Origin of the sequence: Alkaliphilus pronyensis, from assembly GCF_009017275.1 — a bacterium.
Classification (GTDB): Bacteria; Bacillota; Clostridia; order Peptostreptococcales; family Natronincolaceae; genus Alkaliphilus_C; species Alkaliphilus_C pronyensis.
In genome coordinates this window covers 27,800-47,304 of record NZ_WBZC01000036.1, presented here as the reverse complement: position 1 = coordinate 47,304, position 19,505 = coordinate 27,800, and the positions used below count along the sequence as shown (strand labels likewise).

Annotated in this window: 19 protein-coding genes; 4 read left to right on the top strand and 15 right to left on the bottom strand. The window is 32.4% G+C overall.

Annotation, left to right across the window (positions count from 1 at the left end; translation table 11 throughout):
* Window positions 1-313: 313 nt before the first annotated feature.
* Window positions 314-973, bottom strand: a complete 660-nt coding sequence (locus F8154_RS10180; protein WP_151861514.1) for a hypothetical protein — start codon at window positions 971-973, stop codon at window positions 314-316.
* A 157-nt stretch (window positions 974-1,130) separates the two neighbouring features.
* The gene (locus F8154_RS10175; protein ID WP_151861513.1) at window positions 1,131-1,334 is read right to left on the bottom strand and encodes a hypothetical protein; all 204 of its coding nucleotides are present in this window, start codon (window positions 1,332-1,334) and stop codon (window positions 1,131-1,133) included.
* Between the two features lie 169 nt (window positions 1,335-1,503).
* On the opposite strand from F8154_RS10175, the gene F8154_RS10170 reads away from it, so the two are divergent.
* Both F8154_RS10170 and lexA read left to right on the top strand, forming a co-directional pair.
* Complete coding sequence (locus F8154_RS10170) at window positions 1,504-2,628, top strand: tyrosine-type recombinase/integrase (RefSeq protein ID WP_408609013.1); 1,125 nt, start codon at window positions 1,504-1,506, stop codon at window positions 2,626-2,628.
* 86 nt (window positions 2,629-2,714) lie between these two features.
* Window positions 2,715-3,341 carry a transcriptional repressor LexA gene (gene lexA / locus F8154_RS10165; protein WP_151861511.1) on the top strand — a complete coding sequence of 209 codons (627 nt, stop codon included), beginning with the start codon at window positions 2,715-2,717 and terminating at the stop codon, window positions 3,339-3,341.
* A gap of 37 nt (window positions 3,342-3,378) precedes the next feature.
* Here lexA and F8154_RS10160 read toward each other — a convergent pair whose 3' ends face one another.
* From F8154_RS10160 to mutS, 9 genes are all read right to left on the bottom strand, one after another.
* Window positions 3,379-4,665: a methionine gamma-lyase family protein gene (locus tag F8154_RS10160; RefSeq protein WP_151861510.1), complete on the bottom strand. Its 1,287-nt coding sequence runs from the start codon at window positions 4,663-4,665 to the stop codon at window positions 3,379-3,381.
* Window positions 4,666-4,672: 7 nt separating this feature from the next.
* Window positions 4,673-4,864: a hypothetical protein gene (locus F8154_RS10155; protein WP_151861509.1), complete on the bottom strand. Its 192-nt coding sequence runs from the start codon at window positions 4,862-4,864 to the stop codon at window positions 4,673-4,675.
* 10 nt (window positions 4,865-4,874) lie between these two features.
* Window positions 4,875-5,435, bottom strand: a complete 561-nt coding sequence (locus tag F8154_RS10150) for a hypothetical protein (RefSeq protein ID WP_151861508.1) — start codon at window positions 5,433-5,435, stop codon at window positions 4,875-4,877.
* Window positions 5,416-6,036 carry a GTPase domain-containing protein gene (locus F8154_RS10145; protein WP_151861507.1) on the bottom strand — a complete coding sequence of 207 codons (621 nt, stop codon included), beginning with the start codon at window positions 6,034-6,036 and terminating at the stop codon, window positions 5,416-5,418. Before F8154_RS10145 ends, F8154_RS10150 begins: the two co-directional genes overlap by 20 nt.
* A gap of 106 nt (window positions 6,037-6,142) precedes the next feature.
* Complete coding sequence (locus F8154_RS10140; protein ID WP_243141229.1) at window positions 6,143-7,087, bottom strand: AAA family ATPase; 945 nt, start codon at window positions 7,085-7,087, stop codon at window positions 6,143-6,145.
* Between the two features lie 91 nt (window positions 7,088-7,178).
* On the bottom strand, window positions 7,179-7,409 hold the full coding sequence (gene hfq, locus F8154_RS10135) for an RNA chaperone Hfq (RefSeq protein WP_151861506.1): 231 nt from the start codon (window positions 7,407-7,409) through the stop codon (window positions 7,179-7,181).
* A gap of 30 nt (window positions 7,410-7,439) precedes the next feature.
* A complete protein-coding gene (gene miaA / locus F8154_RS10130) occupies window positions 7,440-8,390 on the bottom strand; it encodes a tRNA (adenosine(37)-N6)-dimethylallyltransferase MiaA (RefSeq protein WP_279237180.1) in 951 nt (316 codons plus the stop codon).
* 14 nt (window positions 8,391-8,404) lie between these two features.
* Window positions 8,405-10,237 (bottom strand): DNA mismatch repair endonuclease MutL, encoded by a 1,833-nt coding sequence (gene mutL / locus F8154_RS10125; RefSeq protein ID WP_243141228.1) that lies wholly within the window; start codon window positions 10,235-10,237, stop codon window positions 8,405-8,407.
* Window positions 10,238-10,239: 2 nt separating this feature from the next.
* Window positions 10,240-12,903 carry a DNA mismatch repair protein MutS gene (gene mutS / locus F8154_RS10120; protein ID WP_151861504.1) on the bottom strand — a complete coding sequence of 888 codons (2,664 nt, stop codon included), beginning with the start codon at window positions 12,901-12,903 and terminating at the stop codon, window positions 10,240-10,242.
* Window positions 12,904-13,337: 434 nt separating this feature from the next.
* Between mutS and F8154_RS10115 the strand changes: the two genes are divergently transcribed.
* Window positions 13,338-13,544 (top strand): hypothetical protein, encoded by a 207-nt coding sequence (locus F8154_RS10115; protein ID WP_151861503.1) that lies wholly within the window; start codon window positions 13,338-13,340, stop codon window positions 13,542-13,544.
* A gap of 65 nt (window positions 13,545-13,609) precedes the next feature.
* Here the strand turns inward: F8154_RS10115 and miaB are convergent, their stop codons facing one another.
* The gene (gene miaB / locus F8154_RS10110; protein ID WP_151861502.1) at window positions 13,610-15,040 is read right to left on the bottom strand and encodes a tRNA (N6-isopentenyl adenosine(37)-C2)-methylthiotransferase MiaB; all 1,431 of its coding nucleotides are present in this window, start codon (window positions 15,038-15,040) and stop codon (window positions 13,610-13,612) included.
* A gap of 317 nt (window positions 15,041-15,357) precedes the next feature.
* On the opposite strand from miaB, the gene F8154_RS10105 reads away from it, so the two are divergent.
* The gene (locus F8154_RS10105; RefSeq protein ID WP_151861501.1) at window positions 15,358-16,350 is read left to right on the top strand and encodes a sensor histidine kinase; all 993 of its coding nucleotides are present in this window, start codon (window positions 15,358-15,360) and stop codon (window positions 16,348-16,350) included.
* Between the two features lie 486 nt (window positions 16,351-16,836).
* Here F8154_RS10105 and F8154_RS10100 read toward each other — a convergent pair whose 3' ends face one another.
* The 3 genes from F8154_RS10100 to F8154_RS10090 are packed head-to-tail and all read right to left on the bottom strand — an operon-like array spanning window position 16,837 to window position 19,204.
* Window positions 16,837-17,676, bottom strand: a complete 840-nt coding sequence (locus tag F8154_RS10100; RefSeq protein ID WP_151861500.1) for an energy-coupling factor ABC transporter ATP-binding protein — start codon at window positions 17,674-17,676, stop codon at window positions 16,837-16,839.
* Entirely contained in the window at window positions 17,664-18,377 is a 714-nt protein-coding gene (locus F8154_RS10095; RefSeq protein ID WP_151861499.1) for an energy-coupling factor transporter transmembrane component T family protein, read from the bottom strand. The genes F8154_RS10100 and F8154_RS10095 overlap by 13 nt, the downstream gene beginning before the upstream one ends.
* 29 nt (window positions 18,378-18,406) lie before the next feature.
* Window positions 18,407-19,204, bottom strand: coding sequence for an energy-coupling factor ABC transporter permease (locus F8154_RS10090; protein ID WP_151861498.1), 798 nt, complete (start codon window positions 19,202-19,204; stop codon window positions 18,407-18,409).
* Window positions 19,205-19,505 lie beyond the last annotated feature (301 nt).

Here is a 19,505-nt window from a genome sequence, read left to right as displayed (position 1 = left end):
TTTGCACAAAATTTCATATAACTTATATATATACGAACATCCTACACACTACCCCAAATTTATGTCGTATATACAACCGTATAGGTAGTATATCTGAAGCTATGTCGTATATACACCTTATGCTTGTACTTATTATCATGTCATAAATAAGATTTCCAATTAACAATATATATTAAGTAGTTCCCTATATTTGAACATTATCCTTTAAGAAATAATCGAGTAATTTCGACATTTACAGTGTTGGGATGAAAGAAACCACATATTATTGTGTCATTTAGTTAAGGCACAATTATATATGGTTTGCATAATGGTGTTAAAACTTCATATTATAATATTCATCTTCATAATTACACTCATGTATTGCAGTTTTTTCATCCACTTCATTTTCACCTATATCTGCATCCTCTAAAGTACCAAAGTCTACATATTCCTCATGTTCAGTTGCAACTTCATCACTTATATTAATATCTTCATCGGTCTTTATTTTTGAATCATTTGTATTCTGATTAAAGGCTGAATTTGCTTTATCTTCTAAGGAGTTAATTTTTTTTAGCTTTTGCATTGTAGTTAAAGTGCCTTCTATAACCTCAAGTAGATTTCTGTCCTTATCATTTGCATATTCTTTTAGTCCCCTAATAAAGGCCAGCTGTTTTTCATGTGTATCACCATTAGTAACTCCACCATTTGATATATATGAATTATCAATTCTATAGGTTTTATTTCTTATTCTATCTATAATATCCAATATCTCTAATGCTCCAGATAATGTATAGATAGGCTTTAGCTCCTTTTCATTTAAATTAGAGCAAAGCGTATTTAGGGCTAACTTCATTTCCTGTCTTCTTAATGTATTAATAGAAGAACTAAGGCCTTCATCTCTTCTACCAAGTGTTAGTAATAGTAGCATTATTGGAATGTAGTTGTGTACTACAGAAGTATTTATTTGCTCTTCCTTAAAATCCTCTTGCTTCATATTAATTCCCCTCTCTCCATCTTGTAATTAAATATAACTCTCTTAAAATATAAGAGATATGTAAAAATGGAGATTTACTAATAGTTTAATATATAGCTACAAAGACCCTTGAGCTTTATTTTTCAAGAGTCTTTTTTGTAGCTTTAATTATGGAAGCTTAGAAGCCGAATCCACCAAACAAGAATCTGCCTCCAAACAATACTACTAATAATAAGAAGAAGAATAGTAGACTATCACCAGTACCAAAGATATGGTAACAGTTACAGAAAATAATTACTAGTAGTAAAAAGAAGAATAATAAGCTGTTATTGCTTATACCTCCAAAGATACCTCCACAATTATCTTTTTTTACTTCACCCATACAATTAGCCCCCCTTTAAAATTATTAACTATCTCTAGTCATTACTAAAATATGTTTTATTGCTAAAAAGGTGCTTAAATGGAAATATGTTTTTATAATGTTTACTTAACTATTGCTTTTTACTTGTAATGAATACACTTTGTAATTAAAATATATATAAGGGGTGAGAATAATGGAAAAAAAGAAGAAGTTAACTGTTCATAATAAGTCCGATAAGCCAGATAATATCGTTATTTCAGATCAAGCTTTAATTGAACAGTGCTTAGAAGTTGAGGCTCAGCTACCTGTGTTTATGAAGGATTTCTTTATATACTTAAAAAATGCTGTTGCCCTTACAACAAGACACGCCTATTTAAATGATATTTTATTCTTCTGTAAATACTTAGTTTTAGAAGGCAGTATTACAGCCGCAAAAAATCCATATGAAATTAGCCTTGATGAGTTCAATAAAATAACAGCAAGAGTGGTTAATTACTTTATTGGTGAATACTGCAGTAGGTACATAGTTGAAAATGAGACCAGTAAAAAAATAATTGAAAACCATAACCCTTCATTGGCAAGGAAAAAGTCTTCCCTTTCAGTATTGTTTAAATACCTGTATCGTGACGAAAAATTGAAAAATAATATTACCGACGGTTTTAATCCTATACGATTACCAAAGCCTCAGCCTGATGCAATTAAGCGACTGGAAATCGATGAGGTTGCAAGGCTTTTAGATGTACTAGAAACAGGAGCTGCCTTTACGGATAAGGAAAAAATCTATTGGGAAAAGACCAGGCTTAGGGATAGGGCTATAATTATTTTGTTTGTTACCTATGGCCTACGTTTAAAGGAGCTAAACCAGTTAAACATATCCTCCTTCAACTTTAGCCGTGGTGAATTTAAGATTTATAGAAAGCGTGGTAAAGAGGTGTTAATGCCTATTAATAGAACCTGCGAAAAAGTAGTTAAGGAATATATAGAATTAGAAAGACCAAAGTCTGTACTCTTAAATGAAGAAAGTAAAGATGCACTATTTCTTTCTCTTCAAAAAACTAGAATGACTACAAGAGCTATACGTAACCTTGTAAAAAAATACACAGCTTATGTTTTGGGGACAACTGTAGAAAATGGATATAGTCCCCATAAGCTTAGGGCAACAGCAGCTACCTCCTTGATACAACAGGGCTTTTCAATTTATGATGTACAGAATCTATTGGATCATGAAAATGTTACCACTACTCAATTATATGCTGCCCATAAGAAAAATGTAAAAAGAGAAATTGTAAACAACTTCGAATGGTTAGATGAGTAATTAATGTTACGAACTAGTGTTTGTATTATTTGATTATTTGTGTTATAATGGAAAATAAATAACATATGTTGGGAAGGAGCTCTAAAATGTATGAGGATTTAAGTGTTAAGCAGGCTGAAATATTAAACTATATGAAAAGCCAAATAAATGAAAAGGGGTATCCACCTTCTGTTAGAGAAATTTGTGTAGCTGTTGGACTAAGATCAACCTCTACTGTGCATGGTCATCTTTCTAAGCTGGAGTCTAAGGGCTACATTAGGAGAGATGCTACTAAGCCAAGGGCTATAGAGATTTTATTGGAGGATCATACAGAGGATTTTACATATAACAAAGAAATGATTAACATTCCTATAATAGGTAAAGTTACTGCTGGAGAACCAATCTTGGCAGTTGAAAATATTGAAGATACCTTCCCTATGCCATTGGATTTTGTAGGTAATGAAAACCATAATCTTTTTATGTTAACTATTAATGGTGATAGTATGATTGAAGCTGGCATTATGAATGATGATTATGTAATTGTTAGGCAGCAGTCTGTAGCAAAAAATGGCGATATTGTAGTTGCTCTTTTAGATGATACAGCAACTGTTAAACGGTTTTTCCGTGAGAAGGATTATATTAGATTACAGCCTGAAAACAGCTCAATGGAGCCGATAATTGTTAAGGATGTTTCTATATTAGGCAAGGTTATAGGTGTATTTAGAAAAATGTAAGCATTATATTGAAACTCAGTAAATAACTGAGTTTTTTTTATATGTTATTATCTAGGTTTTTTATATTTTGTAGGGCCTTAATTGCTCCTATTTTACTATGCTCATAGGTTAAACCCCCTTGAAAATACACAACATAGGGGGGCTTTATTGGAGCATCTGAGCTTAGCTCAATTGACGAGCCCTGAATAAATGCACCTGCCGCCATAATTACTGGTACATCATAGCCAGGCATATGCCACGGCTCTGGCTTAACAAAGGAATCAACAGGTGCCATTTCTTGAATTCCCTTACAAAAAGCTAAAACCTTCTCCTTTGCCCCTAATTCTATAGCTTGAATAATATCACTTCTTTTATCATTATATTTTGGAACTACCTTATAGTTAAAACTCTCAAATAGCTTTCCACAAAACACAGCCCCCTTTATAGCTTCACTGACAATATGGGGTGCAAGAAATAGACCTTGAAATAATGAGCGTGAAGTTCCAAAGGTTAAACCACACTCCTTGCCTATTCCAGGTGAAGTCATTCTAAAGGATATTAAATCTATTAAGGCTTTTTTTCCTATAATGTAGCCACCAGATAAAGCTAGTCCACCACCAGGGTTCTTTATTAAAGAGCCAGCAATTAAATCAACTCCTACCTCTGTTGGCTCCTTTCTTTCTAAAAACTCACCGTAGCAGTTGTCCACCATACATATTATATTGGAGTTCTTCTTCTTTGCTATTTGAACAATTTTATCAATTGCTTCAATATCAACAGCCCTTCTAAAGCCATATCCAGTAGATCTCTGTATGTATACAAGGGTTGTACTATCTTTGATTTCAGAGTGAATTCCATCATAATCCACTTCACCATTGCTTAAAAAATCTACTTGCTTATATTTAACTCCTAAATTTTTAAAGCTTAAATCATAAGATCCCCTTAGACCTATTAACTCGTCAAGTGTATCATAGGGTTTTCCGGTTACTGAAATCATCTCATCCCCTGGTTTAAGTATACCTGTTAAGGATAGAGTTAAAGCGTGGGTTCCATTGACTATTGTGGGTCTTACTATTGCATCTTCTCCACCAAATACTTTGCTATAAACCTCTTCTAGCTTTTCTCTACCTAAGTCATTGTATCCATAACCGGTTGTCCATTGAAAATGCTGATCACTGAGGCTTGATGCCTGCATTGCCTTAAGAACCTTGTATTGATTATACTCTTTAATCTCATCAATTTTTAAAAATTGTGATTGAACTTCCTCTTCTGTTTGCTGTACTGCATCTATAATTTCATTATCAATATTAAAAACCTCACGTAGTATTTCGTACCTTTGCTTCATATTAGTATTAATCCTCCATATCCTTTGTTATCGAATTACAAATAGGGCATTTTTTGTTCTCATATAGGTTAAGCTTCAATTCCATTGGTACATGATTTAAGGCTTTCTGGTATCCTTCCTTTGCTCCTATTTTTCGTCCAATTATATAGCCTAATAATAACATAAATAGACCTATAAGTATAACTGTACCATATAGCATTATAACCCCCCTACCCTCTTAAATACAAGTAATTTATAAAAAATGCAACAGGCAATACAATTATTGTATTTACCAAGCTAAGCATTAATGACATAACAGCTAGAATAAATGTGGCTATAAGTACCTCTCCTCTACCAAATTTAACGGCAAAGTTTTTAAAGCCATATCGTTTATCATAGTAAAAATCAATTAAATCATCCACCAGTTGTATTATTAAAATTAATGTTAGTGAGTGTATAAAGGTTTTTATTGGTACAAACATTATATTTATTATTAATATAAATATAATTTCTTGATAGGATTTTAGTCCAAAGGGTAGCTTTTGAAAGGGTATATCAAACATACCTATTATATAGGCTGATGTAAATAATGCAAAGGAGTAATAGGTATCTAGTAGCATTGCTAATGACAAAAACAATAAGCAGTAGGGAAGCTTATATTCTTGAGCTTTAATGGTGCTGTTTTTACTTATTATAGCCTCTTCCTTAAAATCTACTTCATCATCTAACCATTTAATAACAAAGCCAATTAAAAATACCGCCATATATCTTCTAAAGATTTCTGCCCACAAAGAATTTCACCTCTTTAAAGCCTCTTTCACTTACTGAGGATACTGGAATTATATATGAAGTGGGGTACTTGTTTTTTAACAATTGATAGCCCCTTTCGCTTTCTTCTTTATCCATTTTACTTGCTAATATACAATAAAGACTTTTACATCTACAATACTTGTTTATTTGGTCATCTATAAGGCTAATTGAGTTTATTTCCTTTGAGAATATACTAGAGGCATCCATCATATGTAGTACCATATCTGTGTTTTGCAATGCCTTTATAGTTGCAGTCATGGAGCTTCTAATATCATGGCTATCACTTGTACCATCAATAAGACCACTAGAATCTAATAGAACAAAGCTTTGCATTCCCTTGTATACTGGAACTGATAAATTGATCTCAATAATATCCATTGTTTTAAAGGGGCTGCTGCTTATAAGGTTTTTTTTTGCAATATCAATTAAATACTCCTTCTGTATGATTTCTCCCCTATTGTCCCTAAAGGTCAGTTTACAGGTATATACACCTAAATAGGATGCGAAATTAAGAAAAAATGACGTCTTTCCAACATTAGGCTTACCGACTATGAGACAGTGCTTCATATTATCACCATCCATTAACAATTCTTAACCATTGTACAATCCTAATGCTAAAGCATATGCTTCTAAAATAAAAAGAATGACAACAATAAATACTAAGCTAATTGATAATATTTAAATGATGTCACTCTAAATCTTCTCTTGCTAGCATCATTAAGTCTGTAATTGTACAATTTTCTCTATTGCTTAAGCGGACTGCCTGCCTTCTAATAGCTTTTTCTATTATATTTCTAACAAGCCTTGCATTGCCAGAATGTAAACCATCTCTAAGTCGTTTCTGTGCTAAAAGCTGATATAATTTAGCCTTTGCTGACATAGACAGGGTATATTGTCGTAAATCAAGCATTAGTTCAGATATTTCAACTAGCTCTTCTATTGTATAGTCGTCAAAATCCATATGTATCGGAAATCTTGATTTTAAGCCTGGATTAATACTTAAAAATGTATCCATTTCCTCTTTATAGCCGGCTAAAATTATAATTAGGTTATCCTTATTATCCTCCATTCCCTTTACAAGGGCATCTATTGCCTCTTTACCAAAATCCTTTTCTCCACCTCTGGCGAGGGAGTAGGCTTCATCCACAAATATTACTCCACCTAATCCTTTTTTTATCTGTTCTCTTACCTTTTGAGCTGTATGGCCAATATACTCACCTACTAAATCTGCCCTTTCAATTTCTAATAAATGACCAACCTCTAATAATCCTTTAGCCTTAAAGATTTTACCTAGCAACCTTGCTACTGTTGTTTTTCCCGTTCCTGGATTCCCCTTAAATATCATATGCATAGCCAAAGGCTGTGTCTGTAATCCATTAGCCCTTCTCTTTTTTTGCATATCTGCATATGCTAATACCTCCTTAACAAGTGCTTTTACATTGGTTAAACCTATAAGCATATCTAACTCCTTAAGGGTATCGGCTAATATGATTTCATTATCGTCAGACTTTAATTCACCATTAGTAGTTGGCTTTTCAAGTAGTAAAATATCAAAAAATTCGTTAGTTGAAAGCCTACCGGCTTCAAGTGAATTATATCTACAATCCATTGTATCTAATAGCTTTTTTTTCATAAATCACCTCAAAATAGATGCTATTCTATTTTATTCATCTAAGCTATTAAATGTGATAAAAAAACCGCCCTTTTAATGGCGGTTGAGGAGATTAAATTTTATTATTTGTTAAGTTAACTGGAGCTCCAGGTGAGATAGTTGATACTGCATGCTTATATATTAACTGTTGCTTCCCATCTGAATCCAATACAATAGTATAATTGTCAAAGCCTTTTACATAACCCTTAAGCTGAAATCCGTTTACTAAATATATTGTAATAGGAATGCTTTCCTTCCGTACCTGATTTAAAAAAACATCCTGTAGATTTATTGTATTTTTCATGCTATGACCTCCTCATATATTTATATTTATTTAATTATTCGATAAGAAGTAAAAATGTCCTTCCACCTCTTTAAGAATATCATTAAATAATTTTTCTTCAGATAAATAATTACTAACATTGTACCAGCTCACATTGTCGTATCTTTTAAACCATGTCAATTGTCGTTTGGCATATCTTCTTGTATCCCGCTTCAATACTTCAACTGCTTCCTCTAAAGAGCATTCACCCTTAAGATATTTAATAATTTCTTTGTAGCCTAATCCCTTGAAGGCTATTAGTTCTGTTGAATAGCCCTTGGCAAGAAGGGCCTTAACTTCCTCAACTAGTCCCTGCTCCAGCATAATATCTACCCTTTGATTAATTCTATTATATAGTTCCTCTCTCTCTCGGTTTAAGCCAATTATATGGAAGTCATTGTCATCATTTGGGGATATATCCTCTTTAAAACTCCCCATATTTTCGCCCCCTTCGTAATTAACCTCTAGGGCTCTTATAACCCGTTTAACATTATTAGGGTGTATCCTTACTGCTGCAGCAGGGTCTATTTCCCTAAGCTTATCATGTAGATGTTTATTACCTTTACTTTTAGCTTCAGCTTCAAGCTTTTGCCGCAGCTGCCAATTGGAAATAGTATTTGTAAAATCCATATTATAGATAAGGGAGTTAAAATACAGACCAGTGCCTCCAACAACTATAGGAAGCTTATTCCTTGACGTAATATCAGTAATTAAAGCTTTAGCCTCTTCTTGAAAATCTGCAACAGTAAACTCTTCATCAGGATAGACAGCATTTAGCAAATGATGAGGTATCCCCCCCTGCTCTTCTACAGTTGGCTTTGCTGTTCCTATATCCATGTAACGGTAAATCTGCATTGAGTCTGCAGAAATTATCTCTCCATTTAGTTTTTCAGCTATTTTTATTGATGTTTTGGTTTTACCTACAGCAGTGGGTCCAAATATCATTAGCACCTTCTCTTTCAAGCTTCCACTCCCTTCTATTGTATCCTTTTAAAGTATTTTTCTATCTCATACTTAGTCAATTTTGTCAGTATAGGTCTACCATGGGGACATGTTAAAGGAGGAACAAGTCTACTTAGGTCATTAAGTAGCTCACTAATTTCATAGGTATTCAGCCTATCATTTGCCTTAATGGCTTCTTTACATGCTCTTTTTATAACCCTCTCTTGAAATAGCTCTTTGTCAGTAGTCTCCTTTAAATCATCAATTAACTGATATATAAAGTCAAAGCTTTGGGGAATACCCATAACCATGGGAACACTTCTAATTATAATGGTATTTTGACCAAATTCTTCTATATCAAAGCCTAAGTTATTGAACCTTTCAAGGTAGCTAATCATTAATGTATAATCTTCAATTGATAAGTTTAATACTTTTGGCTCCAGAAGCTGTTGAGATACAACTTTATCCTGCTTATGCTCCTCCTTAAGTCTGTTGTATACTAAGCGTTCATGGGCTGCATGTTGATCGATAATATAAAGGGAGCTTTCCTTTTCTATTAAAATATATGTATTAAATAATTGACCAATTATTTTATTATTATTAATAATGGAGACTAAGAAGTTTTCCTGTGGCTCCTCTAAGTCTACTTTGTTCTGATGGTCTATTGGTTTATTTTCATTTTTAAGAATACTCTTAAAGACTAAGTCAACATTCCCTTGAGCTTCAGGGGTATAATCTGTATCAGCAACTATTCCATTTATATTATTATTTATCTCCTGCTTCAAATCCATATTACATTTTGTATTGTACTCATTTTTACATTCTTTTATCCCGTTTGGCAGTTGGTTTGTTGGTGCTTCTTTAACCTTAAGCATAGGAATAGTAATCTCTTCTATTAATGCTTCCTTTAAAGAGGTTGAGATGCATTTAAAAATGTCGGCTTCATCCTTAATCTTTACTTCAGTCTTCATGGGATGTACGTTAACATCTATTAACGAGGGATCTATTCTTATATTAAGAACGCATACAGGGTATTTATTAATAGGTAAATTTTCCTTATAGGCCAATTCAATTGCTTGGCTTACTAGTTTACTTTTAACATATCTGCCATTTACATAGATGATCTCATATGATCTATTACCTCTATATAGGGTCGGTTGTCCTATAAATCCCTCCATTGTAAGGTTATTTGCCTTTTTATTTACTTCTATCATATTCTTAACCCAATCATCCTGTAATATCGAGTAAATAGTAGAGGATAAATTACCATCACCTAGTGTAGTAAACATAATATTATTATTGTTAATATATTTAAAGGCAACATTAGGCTTGCTTAAGGCAAGTCTAGTTATAATTTCTGTTATTTTAGCTGTTTCCCCCTGTGTTGATTTCATAAACTTAAGTCTAGCTGGTGTGTTGAAGAACAGATTTTTTACTATAATAGTGGTACCATTAGGACAGCCAATAGGCTTTTTACTTATTACTTTACCACCATTTACCTCTATTGAAATACCATATTGCTGGTCACGGGTTTTAGTAATCATCTCAACCTGAGCAACAGAGGTAATGCTGGCTAGGGCTTCTCCCCTAAAGCCAAGGGATAATACCTTGTATAGGTCTTTTATTTTGCTGATCTTAGATGTAGCGTGCCTTAAGAAGGCCTTCTCTACCTCCTTCTCTTCTATGCCACTTCCGTTATCTGTTACTCTAATATATTTTTTGCCACCTTCTTTTATTTCAACTGTTATGGAGGTTGCCTCAGCATCTATAGAGTTCTCTATTAATTCCTTAACAATTGAATAGGGTCCCTCTACTACTTCACCTGCAGCTATTTTGTTTATTGTTGAATCATCTAAAATATTAATCATTGTTATTTTCCTCCTTGCAAAAGCTGATTAACTCTTTTTTGAAGGTCTGCAAGAATATTTAATGCCTCTATAGGTGTAGTTTCTAATAGCTTTATGTTATTTAGCTCTTCTATAATATTATTGCTATAAAGTGAATTAAAATCCAATTGCATTGAGTCTGCGGATTCATTTACTTCCTCTTTAGATACAGCTACTTCTTCCTGCGCCCTTTTTATATCTATACCTTCTACTCTAGCAATGTCCTTTTCCTCTAATCTTAATAATAAATCCTTTGCTCGATTAATTACCTCCTGTGGCAGGCCTGCTAGTCTTGCAACTTGAATACCGTAGCTTTTATCCCCACTACCTTCAATTACCTTACGTAAAAATATAATGTCTTCTCCATCCTCTTTAACGGAGATTCTATAGTTTTTTACTCCCTTTATAATTCCTTTAAGCTCTGTTAACTCATGATAATGGGTGGAAAACAGGGTTTTTGCTCTTATTTTGCTACTTATGTACTCAATTACAGACCAAGCAATGCTTAAACCATCAAAGGTGCTGGTGCCTCTTCCAATTTCATCTAATATCAGTAGGCTTTTTTCAGTTGCACAGTTAAGTATATTGGCCATTTCACTCATTTCCACCATAAAGGTACTCTGACCTTGAGAAAGGTCGTCACTTGCACCAACTCTGGTAAATATCCTATCTACAATGCCAATTGTAGCTTCTGTGGCAGGTATGTAGGAGCCTACCTGTGCCATCAGTACAATAAGGGCCACCTGCCGCATAAAGGTGGATTTACCAGCCATGTTAGGGCCTGTAATTATGGATATTTGATGACAGTCATTGTCTATATAAACATCGTTAGAGATAAACATTTGATTATTGAAGATTTTTTCCACAACTGGATGTCTTCCGTCTTTTATATCTATTATTTTTTCTTTACTTATTTGAGGTCTTACATAATTGTTTTCTGCTGCCACCTCACTTAGGGAGGTAATCATGTCAATCTCTGCAATTGCTGAAGCAGTAGCTTGTATTCTAGCAATCTCCTTTGAAATTATATCCCGCAGCTCTATATATAAATTATATTCTATAACTACTACCTTCTCTTCAGCCCCAAGTATTTTTGACTCAATTTCCTTTAACTCTGGAGTTATATAGCGTTCGCAGTTGGCTAAGGTTTGCTTTCTCTGATAGTTTTCTGGTACCTGCTTAAGATATGATTTTGTTACCTCAATAAAATAACCAAACACCTTATTAAAGCCAACCTTTAGTGATTTTATTCCAGTTTTTGTCTTCTCCTTTTCCTCCAGCTTAGCTATCCATTCCTTACCCTCTTTAGATGCTTTATGGTACTTGTCTACCTCTTGATTATAGCCAGCTTTAATAATACCTCCATCCTTTAGGGTAATTGGAGGATCATCAACAATTCCTCTATTAATCAATTCTTCTATATCACTTAGTGGATCTATTCTTTTATATATGCTTTCAAGTAGGATATTTCTATCCTTTATAAGCTCCTTAATTAAGGGAACACGCTGAAGTGATGATTTTAGTGCCACTAGGTCTCTTGGGTTAGCAGAGCCATATGAAACCTTAGCAGCTAATCTTTCTAAATCATAGATATTTTTTAAGTGCTCCTTTAACTCTTTTCTTAAAAATATATCCTCCTTAAGTATCGTAACAGCCTCAAACCTCTCGTTTATTTTTTCTATGTTAAGTAGGGGTGCTTCTAAAGACTTTCTAAGCATTCTTCCACCCATTGCAGTTGAAGTTTTATCTAACACCCATAATAATGAGCCCTTTTTAGTTTTACCCCTTAAGGTTTCTGTCAGCTCAAGGTTAGCCCTTGTACTATAATCTAACACCATTGTTTCTGAAATATGATATATATTAATTTTGTTAATGTGTCCTAAAAATCTCTTTTGGGTTTCCTTTAGATAATTAATTAATGCTCCCGTAGATATTATTCCATTATCCTTAACCTCAAAGCCTAAGCCATCTAAGCCTATTACATTAAAATGCTCCTTTAATATATTTGATGCATATTCATGTTCAAAGCTCCATTCTTCCTGCTGATTAATAACAACATTAAATTGGTTGCATAGCTGTAGGAAGGTATCATTAAAAGTAACATCATCCTCTATATAATAAATAACCTCTTTAGGCTGTATTTTTGTTATTTCATCCTTTAAATCTTTAATCCAATCATTATTAATTATATTTGTTGTAAATAATTCTCCTGTTGATATGTCTACATATGAAATACCTAAACCATTTTTATGACCATAAACCGACATTAAATAATTATTTTTCTTTTCATCAAGTAATTGTGTATCAATTAGTGTACCTGGAGTAATAATTCTTACAACATCTCTTTTAACAATACCTACTGCCTTTGATGCCTCCTCCACCTGTTCACATATGGCTACCTTGTAGCCTTTAGCTATTAGTCTATCTATATAGCCCTCGGCTGAATGATGAGGCACACCACACATAGGGGCCCTATCTTCAAAGCCACAATCTCTACCTGTCAGTGTAATTTCCAGCTCCCTTGATGCAATTTCTGCATCCTGAAAAAACAATTCGTAAAAATCACCTAAGCGAAACAGTAATAGGGCATCCTGATATTGCTCTTTTATTTGAAAGTATTGCTCCATCATTGGTGTTAATTTTTTCAATATAAACCCCCTCCTTGCTAAGAAAATCATAGGTTTATTATAACAAATATAGCTAACATAAACTATAAGGAAAACTGAACTTTGCAAACTGATATATGTATTTAATACTCTCTTGAATATTAAGATGTTTTAAATCTTTATATTTAATTCAAATCTGATTCATGCTGTCTGTAGGAGGAATTGATGCTATAGACTTAGTTGTATATGCATTTTATGATAACAAAAAGATAAATTTAATATGGTATAATATAAATATAAAGTAATATTATTACATTAAGGTTTAACTAAAGCTATTTTAATTACCTTACTGGCTATAGAGATTGCTGTATTTTTGAAATGATTTTCGTAATTTTTTTTTAATATAAACAAGCAATTCTAGTATGGGTATTATAAAGTAGATATAATTCCAAAACATATAAAGAAAGGGTGTTTTCATGAATATAGAGAAAAAAATAGATATAATCAATTGTATTATAGCTTTAATAATGATTATTGGGGTGTACGTAATAAAATTTGATTTTGTCTATCAGCAACTATTACTTATATTAATGATGATAATAAGACTTAAAACCAATACTTCAAGAATAAGAAAGCTAGAAAAAGAAGTGGAAGTTTTAAAGAACATTAATGGAAAGATTTAATATATTGAAAGTTGTTAAAGCTCGTATAGGTTTAATATTAAATAAAAAAGAACGCAATTGCGTCCTTAATCAATTATTTCTCCATTTAATGAAAAGGTTTTAGTATCTACTATTTTTACCTTTACAAGCTTACCTATATATGACTTATCTCCATCAAAATTAACTAGCTTACTTTGCCTTGTTCGTCCCATTAATCTATTAGGGTTTGTTTTACTTGGACCCTCAACTAATACTTCTACTGTCCTATTAAGGTAGGAGGCGTTAATTTCTTTACAGATTACATTTACATTTTCAACTAGCCTATTAAATCGGGTATGTTTAATATCTTCTGGTATTTGCTTCTCCATGTCTGCAGCTGGAGTACCCTTTCTTACTGAATAAAGAAAGGTAAAGGCTGCATCAAATCTTACTTTATTTACAACATCTAAGGTGTCATTAAAATCCTCTTCGGTTTCTCCTGGAAAACCAACTATTATATCGGTTGTAATTGCTATATCTGGAATTTTTGATTTTATTAATTCTATATGATGAAGATACTTTTCTTTTGTATATCTCCTATTCATTTCCTTTAATACTTTGTTGCTACCAGCCTGAAAGGGTAGGTGTAAATGCTGACAAACCTTATCACATTCAGCCATGGCATTTATTAAGTCCTCTGTAAAATCCTTAGGATGAGAAGTCATGAACCTTATCCTCTCTAGCCCATCAATTCTATTAAGCTCAACTAATAGGTCTGCAAAGGTTGTTTTATCCTTTAAGGTTTTACCATAGGAATTTACGTTTTGACCAAGAAGTGTTATCTCCTTTGTGCCATTTGCAACTAAATCTGTTACCTCATTAATTATATCTAGTACCTCTCTGCTTCTTTCCCTACCTCTAGTATATGGTACTATACAATAGGTGCAAAAATTGTTACAGCCAAACATTATATTAACAAAGGTTTTCAAACCATATTTTCTTATTACTGGTACGCCTTCAACTATTTCACCCTCATTCTCCCAAACATCCACCAGCATATTTTCTGATTGCATTGAATTAACCAATAGCTCAGGGAATTTATGTAGATTATGGGTTCCAAATACCATATCAACGTGGCTATATTTTTGCTTTATTTCATCAATAACTTGAGGCTGTTGCATCATACAGCCACAAACTGCAATCATCATATCCTCTTTTTTCTTTTTTAAATTTTTTAAAGCACCTAAATTACCATATACCTTTAACTCTGCATTTTCTCTGACACAGCATGTATTAAAAATTACTAAATCTGCATCTTCTTTTTTATCAGTTTCTTCGTATCCCATATTATTCAACATACCAGCAAGCTTTTCTGAATCATGCTCATTCATTTGACAGCCGTAGGTAACAATATGAAATTTTTTATGCTTTTTATTTTGAGAGTATAAAATTTCATTTTTATTTTTTAACTCTTCCATATACTCCTGTTGATTTTGCATTTCTATGGAAGTCATCTGATGTTCATTTTTTCGTTTCAAAGCAAATCCTCCTCAACATCTTATGTATAAGCTTATTATTAATTGTTTTGTATTCATTTATCAATTATAACTTAAATTTCAGTTAAAAAAAAGGCTATAGTAATGTGGAGGATGGCTTTACAGCATTGCTATTAGTGTTATTGTTTGTTATGAATGTCTTAAGATAAATAATATAAGTATAAATGTTTCAAAATCTTAATAAATGTAATATATTTATTATATATTAAAAACACATTATACTAAAAAACGACAAATCAAATTTGATAGAATTAATCTAGGTGTTTTTTAATATCATTTATTACTATAGGAGGAAAATAATGAAGTATCAAGAATTATCAAAGGTGGAACTAATTCAATTACTTCAGTCTAGGGATAATACTATTGAGGAATTAAATTTAATAAATAAAAGTAGAGCTATTAAAGAAAAAAATTTAGTTGAAGAGTTAAAGGAGTTAGAATATAGATTAAGATTAAAGAGTGATATTTTAGAAAAACAGTTAAAAGAGGAAGGAAAATATGTTCAATTACAAAGTGACTTTATATCTAATATCTCTCATGAGTTTAAAACTCCCCTAAATATTATTTTTAGTACTTTACAATTGCTACAATTCAAGCTAGAGAATAATAATTCTGATATTAATTCAATAAAGCTAGTTAATTATATTGAAACAATGAAGCAGAACTCATATAGATTACTTAGATTGATAAATAATTTAATAGATATAGCAAAGCTAGACTCCGGGTTATTAGAGCCTCAGTTAAAGGAGTTGGATGTAATAAAGCATTTAAATGGTATTATATCATCTCTTAATACCTATCTAAGGAATAAGAAGAGGCTTCTACATTTTAATCATGATGTTAAAGAGAAAAAGATTGTTTGTGACCCTTATATGATGGAGAGAATACTTTTAAATTTACTATCTAATGCAGTAAAGTTTACTAAGCCAGGTGATAGTATTTGGGTTAATGTTTCTGACAAGGGTGATTATGTTTTAATATCTGTTAAAGATACAGGGATTGGAATACCCTGCCATAAAAAAAGCCTAATCTTTAATAGATTTAGACAGATTAACTCTACCTTAAACCGTAGTCATGAGGGCTGTGGTATAGGTCTTGCTTTAGTTAAATCTTTGGTGGAAATCCATGGAGGCAAAATATTTGTTGAAAGCGAGATTGGTGTCGGTAGTAGGTTTATAGTTAAATTACCTACCAACATACATAATGAAAAGGAAATATGCTATTGTGACAAATATGTTGAAGAATTAGATGTCGAAAAACTACAATTTGATTTTTGTGATATATATGAATAGAAAAGCCTTATTTTTATGTGCTTCAGAATCCTAGTATACCTACGGTGCTTAGAGTCAAAAAAAAAGAGGCTGGAGGTGAGAGTATTTATTATTCTCACCCTTCCAACCTCTAACTTCTCACTGAATATGTATACTCTGCAATAGCTAAGATTTTTTTCGTCTCAAGTCCAAGCCCCTGTCCCTTTAGGGCAGGCGGTTAGTTGATTTGCTTTGGTTCCATTCATTAAGATATTTCCTTAGCTCCTTAACAGTTCCTGAAAACACAAATACCTTCATATAAAATCCTCCGTTCTTAGTTTGTTATATTTACATTATAATCGAACATACGTTTGTTGTAAAGGATATTTTTATATTTATTCAAATTTTCTTTTAAATCTATTCTATAGAAAACCAATTTATGCTTAAATTTAATATATTATTAATGTTGAGAATTAAAAAAAGCTACTTTAAGTAGCTTTGATACTTTAATTTTTTACAGTTTGAAAATTAATCAACCGGTTGTAGAATCTCCTTTAAAAGATATTCCTCTGCTTCCTCCATATTTATTGGTATTTCAACATTAATACCCTTTTTCGAAAGCCTTGTGAAAAGCTGTGTTAAAATAGGTGGCTCTAAACTAGCCTTATATAATAATTCCATATCTGAAAAAACCTCTTTAGGTGTTCCTGCAACAACTATGTTACCATCGTTTATAACATAGATTTTATCGGCTATTTCAGGAACAACATTTATATCATGGGTTGTAGTAATAATTGTTATACCATGTACTTTATTTAAATGATTTAACAGTGAAACCATTTCCACTTTAGATTTAGGGTCAAGAGAGTCAAAGGGCTCGTCCATTATCAAAATCTCTGGCATCATCACTATAGCTCCTGCTAAAGCCACCTTCTTTTTTTGTCCTCCACTAAGATAATGGGGTATTTTTTGTAAAATTTCTGAAATGCCTAAGCTTTTAGCAACATTTATAACCATTTCATCAATTTCTTCTTTGTTGTATTTTTCATTTCTTGGTGTAAATGCAATGTCGTCATAAACACGTGGACCAATTATCTGCTCATCTACGTTTTGAAATAGTACACCAATTTTTTTTCGTATAGTGTTAAAGCTTTTACTGGGTTGCATACCTAAAACCTCTACAGTTCCATTAACTGGAGTAAGCAGGCCTAAAATATGTGATATAAGTGTTGTCTTACCAGCTCCATTGGGGCCTAGAATTACCACCCTCTCTCCCCTAAAGACTTCAAAATTTAAGCCACATATACTAACTTCTGTTTTATCTGGGTAAATATGCTTTAAGCAATGGACCTTAATTAAAGCCTCCATGATATCACCTTCCCTATAAGTATTACGCAGGAAAAACCAATTAGTAGGAAGTCATTTGCTTTTAATGGACCGACATCCTTTGAAATGGGAATACTTCCGTTATATCCCCTTAAGGCATATATTTGATACATTCTGTCATTCATCTCGATAGATTTAACAATTACTATTCCTAATGCATTTGCAATGTTTTTTAGATTTTTTACTATTTTTAATGGACTATAGCCTGCCCTTAGCTTAATACTTTTTATCAGGCTTTCAACTTGCCCTATTAGAATAAATAAAGCTCTATAGGTAAAAAGAAAAACATCCACCAACAGTTTTGGTAAAAACAAAGAAAGTATAGAAAAAATATCTACATAGGGGGTGGTTGTAATTAAAAGGATCATAGTCATTGCTGTTCCACATGCTTTAATTATAACTAATATACCTGCAGTAAATGATTGCTGAAATCTAAACAGAGCAAATAGTGATGAAAAGAATAATGGGTATAGTATTAGGTGAAACACTTGTCCATATGGAACTTTGCCTATCCTAAAGGATATTAATATAACTGTAGTTAAAAGGATTAGTTCTAATATATTATTACTAACTATAAATAATGTAATTATAATAGCTGTAAAAATAAGCTTTGAGACAGCCCTCATACTATGAAAAGGGCTATCTTCATTATTAGATAGGTTGTCTATATCAGCTAAATGCATTTTTTTACCTCTTTCTGATAATTACTTAATTAAATGTTAATGATAAAATCTGGTCTTATCTTTGCGAAAAAGTTAACAACAAGTGCTATACCTAATGACTCTAAAATAATGGCAATAACAAAGATTGCAGCTAATGCAGCCCAACCAGAAAAGAAAAGGTATTGTGTATCTGATATGTTATTATGCCCCTCCTCATGATGATGCCCGTCTTCACCATGATGATGCTCATCCTCAAGGTGATTATTATGGGCTGCCACATGATTTTCACCTTCATGATGGTGGGTATTGTCAATAGAACTATGACATTCGCTACAATCACTGTGGTGATGGGGAATTGCCTCGTTAAAGTCAACGGAAAAGCCTACAATTAAAATCATCATTATAAGTGAAGTAATTACTGCTGTCGAGGTTGATATAAATGCTCTAAGGAATAGCTTTGTTTTTCCAGTTAGAAGCTTAAAAATATGATATGCAATAAAAACCTCTGCTCCAATAACTAGAGTATTTAGTCCAACTATAGTTATGCCCCCGTGACCAAATAACGCAAGTATTGTATTAACAACAAATACAGAAATAAAACCCAGTCCTGGACCAACTAGTATGCCAGCTAGTGCTGCTAAACTTAGATGAACAGGAATAATTCCTAATGGAATAGACATACCTAAAAGCATAATTGCTGCAACAATTCCAGTAATAGGTATCTTCCTTCTTACATCGTCGTTTTTTATATCCTTTAATATGTAGAACATTATGATAAAAGTTATAGCATATCCTACTATCCACCAAGAAAAAGGTATAATACCATCGGGTATATGAATGTGACTCATTTTACCGCTCCCTTCTATTTCTTCTAGTTTTTAATTATAATGCATATGATTTGCATTTGCAAATATATCTTAAGTATTCCCTTAATTGCAGCCTTTTAAACATTCAATAGATAAAGAAAACTTAGCTCAGATGGAGTTTTAACTCCTCCTGAGCTTTAGCTCCGCTTACTTTCTAGCTTGGCGGCAATTACTCACGCTTATTATTAATTGGATATGGGCTATCATAATTTTTAGATGATTTTGTATGCTTTTATAACTTAATATGTTATTATATAAGGGAATACATAATACAATTATTAGG

What these genes read in the sequence shown, in the direction of transcription:
- F8154_RS10180 (WP_151861514.1), bottom strand. Translation starts at nt 973, where the DNA reads ATGAAGCAAGAGGATTTTAAGGAAGAGCAAATAAATACTTCTGTAGTA.
- F8154_RS10175 (WP_151861513.1), bottom strand. Translation starts at nt 1,334, where the DNA reads ATGGGTGAAGTAAAAAAAGATAATTGTGGAGGTATCTTTGGAGGTATA.
- F8154_RS10145 (WP_151861507.1), bottom strand. Translation starts at nt 6,036, where the DNA reads ATGGATGGTGATAATATGAAGCACTGTCTCATAGTCGGTAAGCCTAAT.
- lexA (WP_151861511.1), top strand. Translation starts at nt 2,715, where the DNA reads ATGTATGAGGATTTAAGTGTTAAGCAGGCTGAAATATTAAACTATATG.
- F8154_RS10160 (WP_151861510.1), bottom strand. Translation starts at nt 4,665, where the DNA reads ATGAAGCAAAGGTACGAAATACTACGTGAGGTTTTTAATATTGATAAT.
- F8154_RS10140 (WP_243141229.1), bottom strand. Translation starts at nt 7,087, where the DNA reads ATGAAAAAAAAGCTATTAGATACAATGGATTGTAGATATAATTCACTT.
- F8154_RS10100 (WP_151861500.1), bottom strand. Translation starts at nt 17,676, where the DNA reads ATGGAGGCTTTAATTAAGGTCCATTGCTTAAAGCATATTTACCCAGAT.
- F8154_RS10095 (WP_151861499.1), bottom strand. Translation starts at nt 18,377, where the DNA reads ATGCATTTAGCTGATATAGACAACCTATCTAATAATGAAGATAGCCCT.
- F8154_RS10090 (WP_151861498.1), bottom strand. Translation starts at nt 19,204, where the DNA reads ATGAGTCACATTCATATACCCGATGGTATTATACCTTTTTCTTGGTGG.
- F8154_RS10115 (WP_151861503.1), top strand. Translation starts at nt 13,338, where the DNA reads ATGAATATAGAGAAAAAAATAGATATAATCAATTGTATTATAGCTTTA.
- hfq (WP_151861506.1), bottom strand. Translation starts at nt 7,409, where the DNA reads ATGAAAAATACAATAAATCTACAGGATGTTTTTTTAAATCAGGTACGG.
- mutL (WP_243141228.1), bottom strand. Translation starts at nt 10,237, where the DNA reads ATGATTAATATTTTAGATGATTCAACAATAAACAAAATAGCTGCAGGT.
- F8154_RS10105 (WP_151861501.1), top strand. Translation starts at nt 15,358, where the DNA reads ATGAAGTATCAAGAATTATCAAAGGTGGAACTAATTCAATTACTTCAG.
- F8154_RS10155 (WP_151861509.1), bottom strand. Translation starts at nt 4,864, where the DNA reads ATGCTATATGGTACAGTTATACTTATAGGTCTATTTATGTTATTATTA.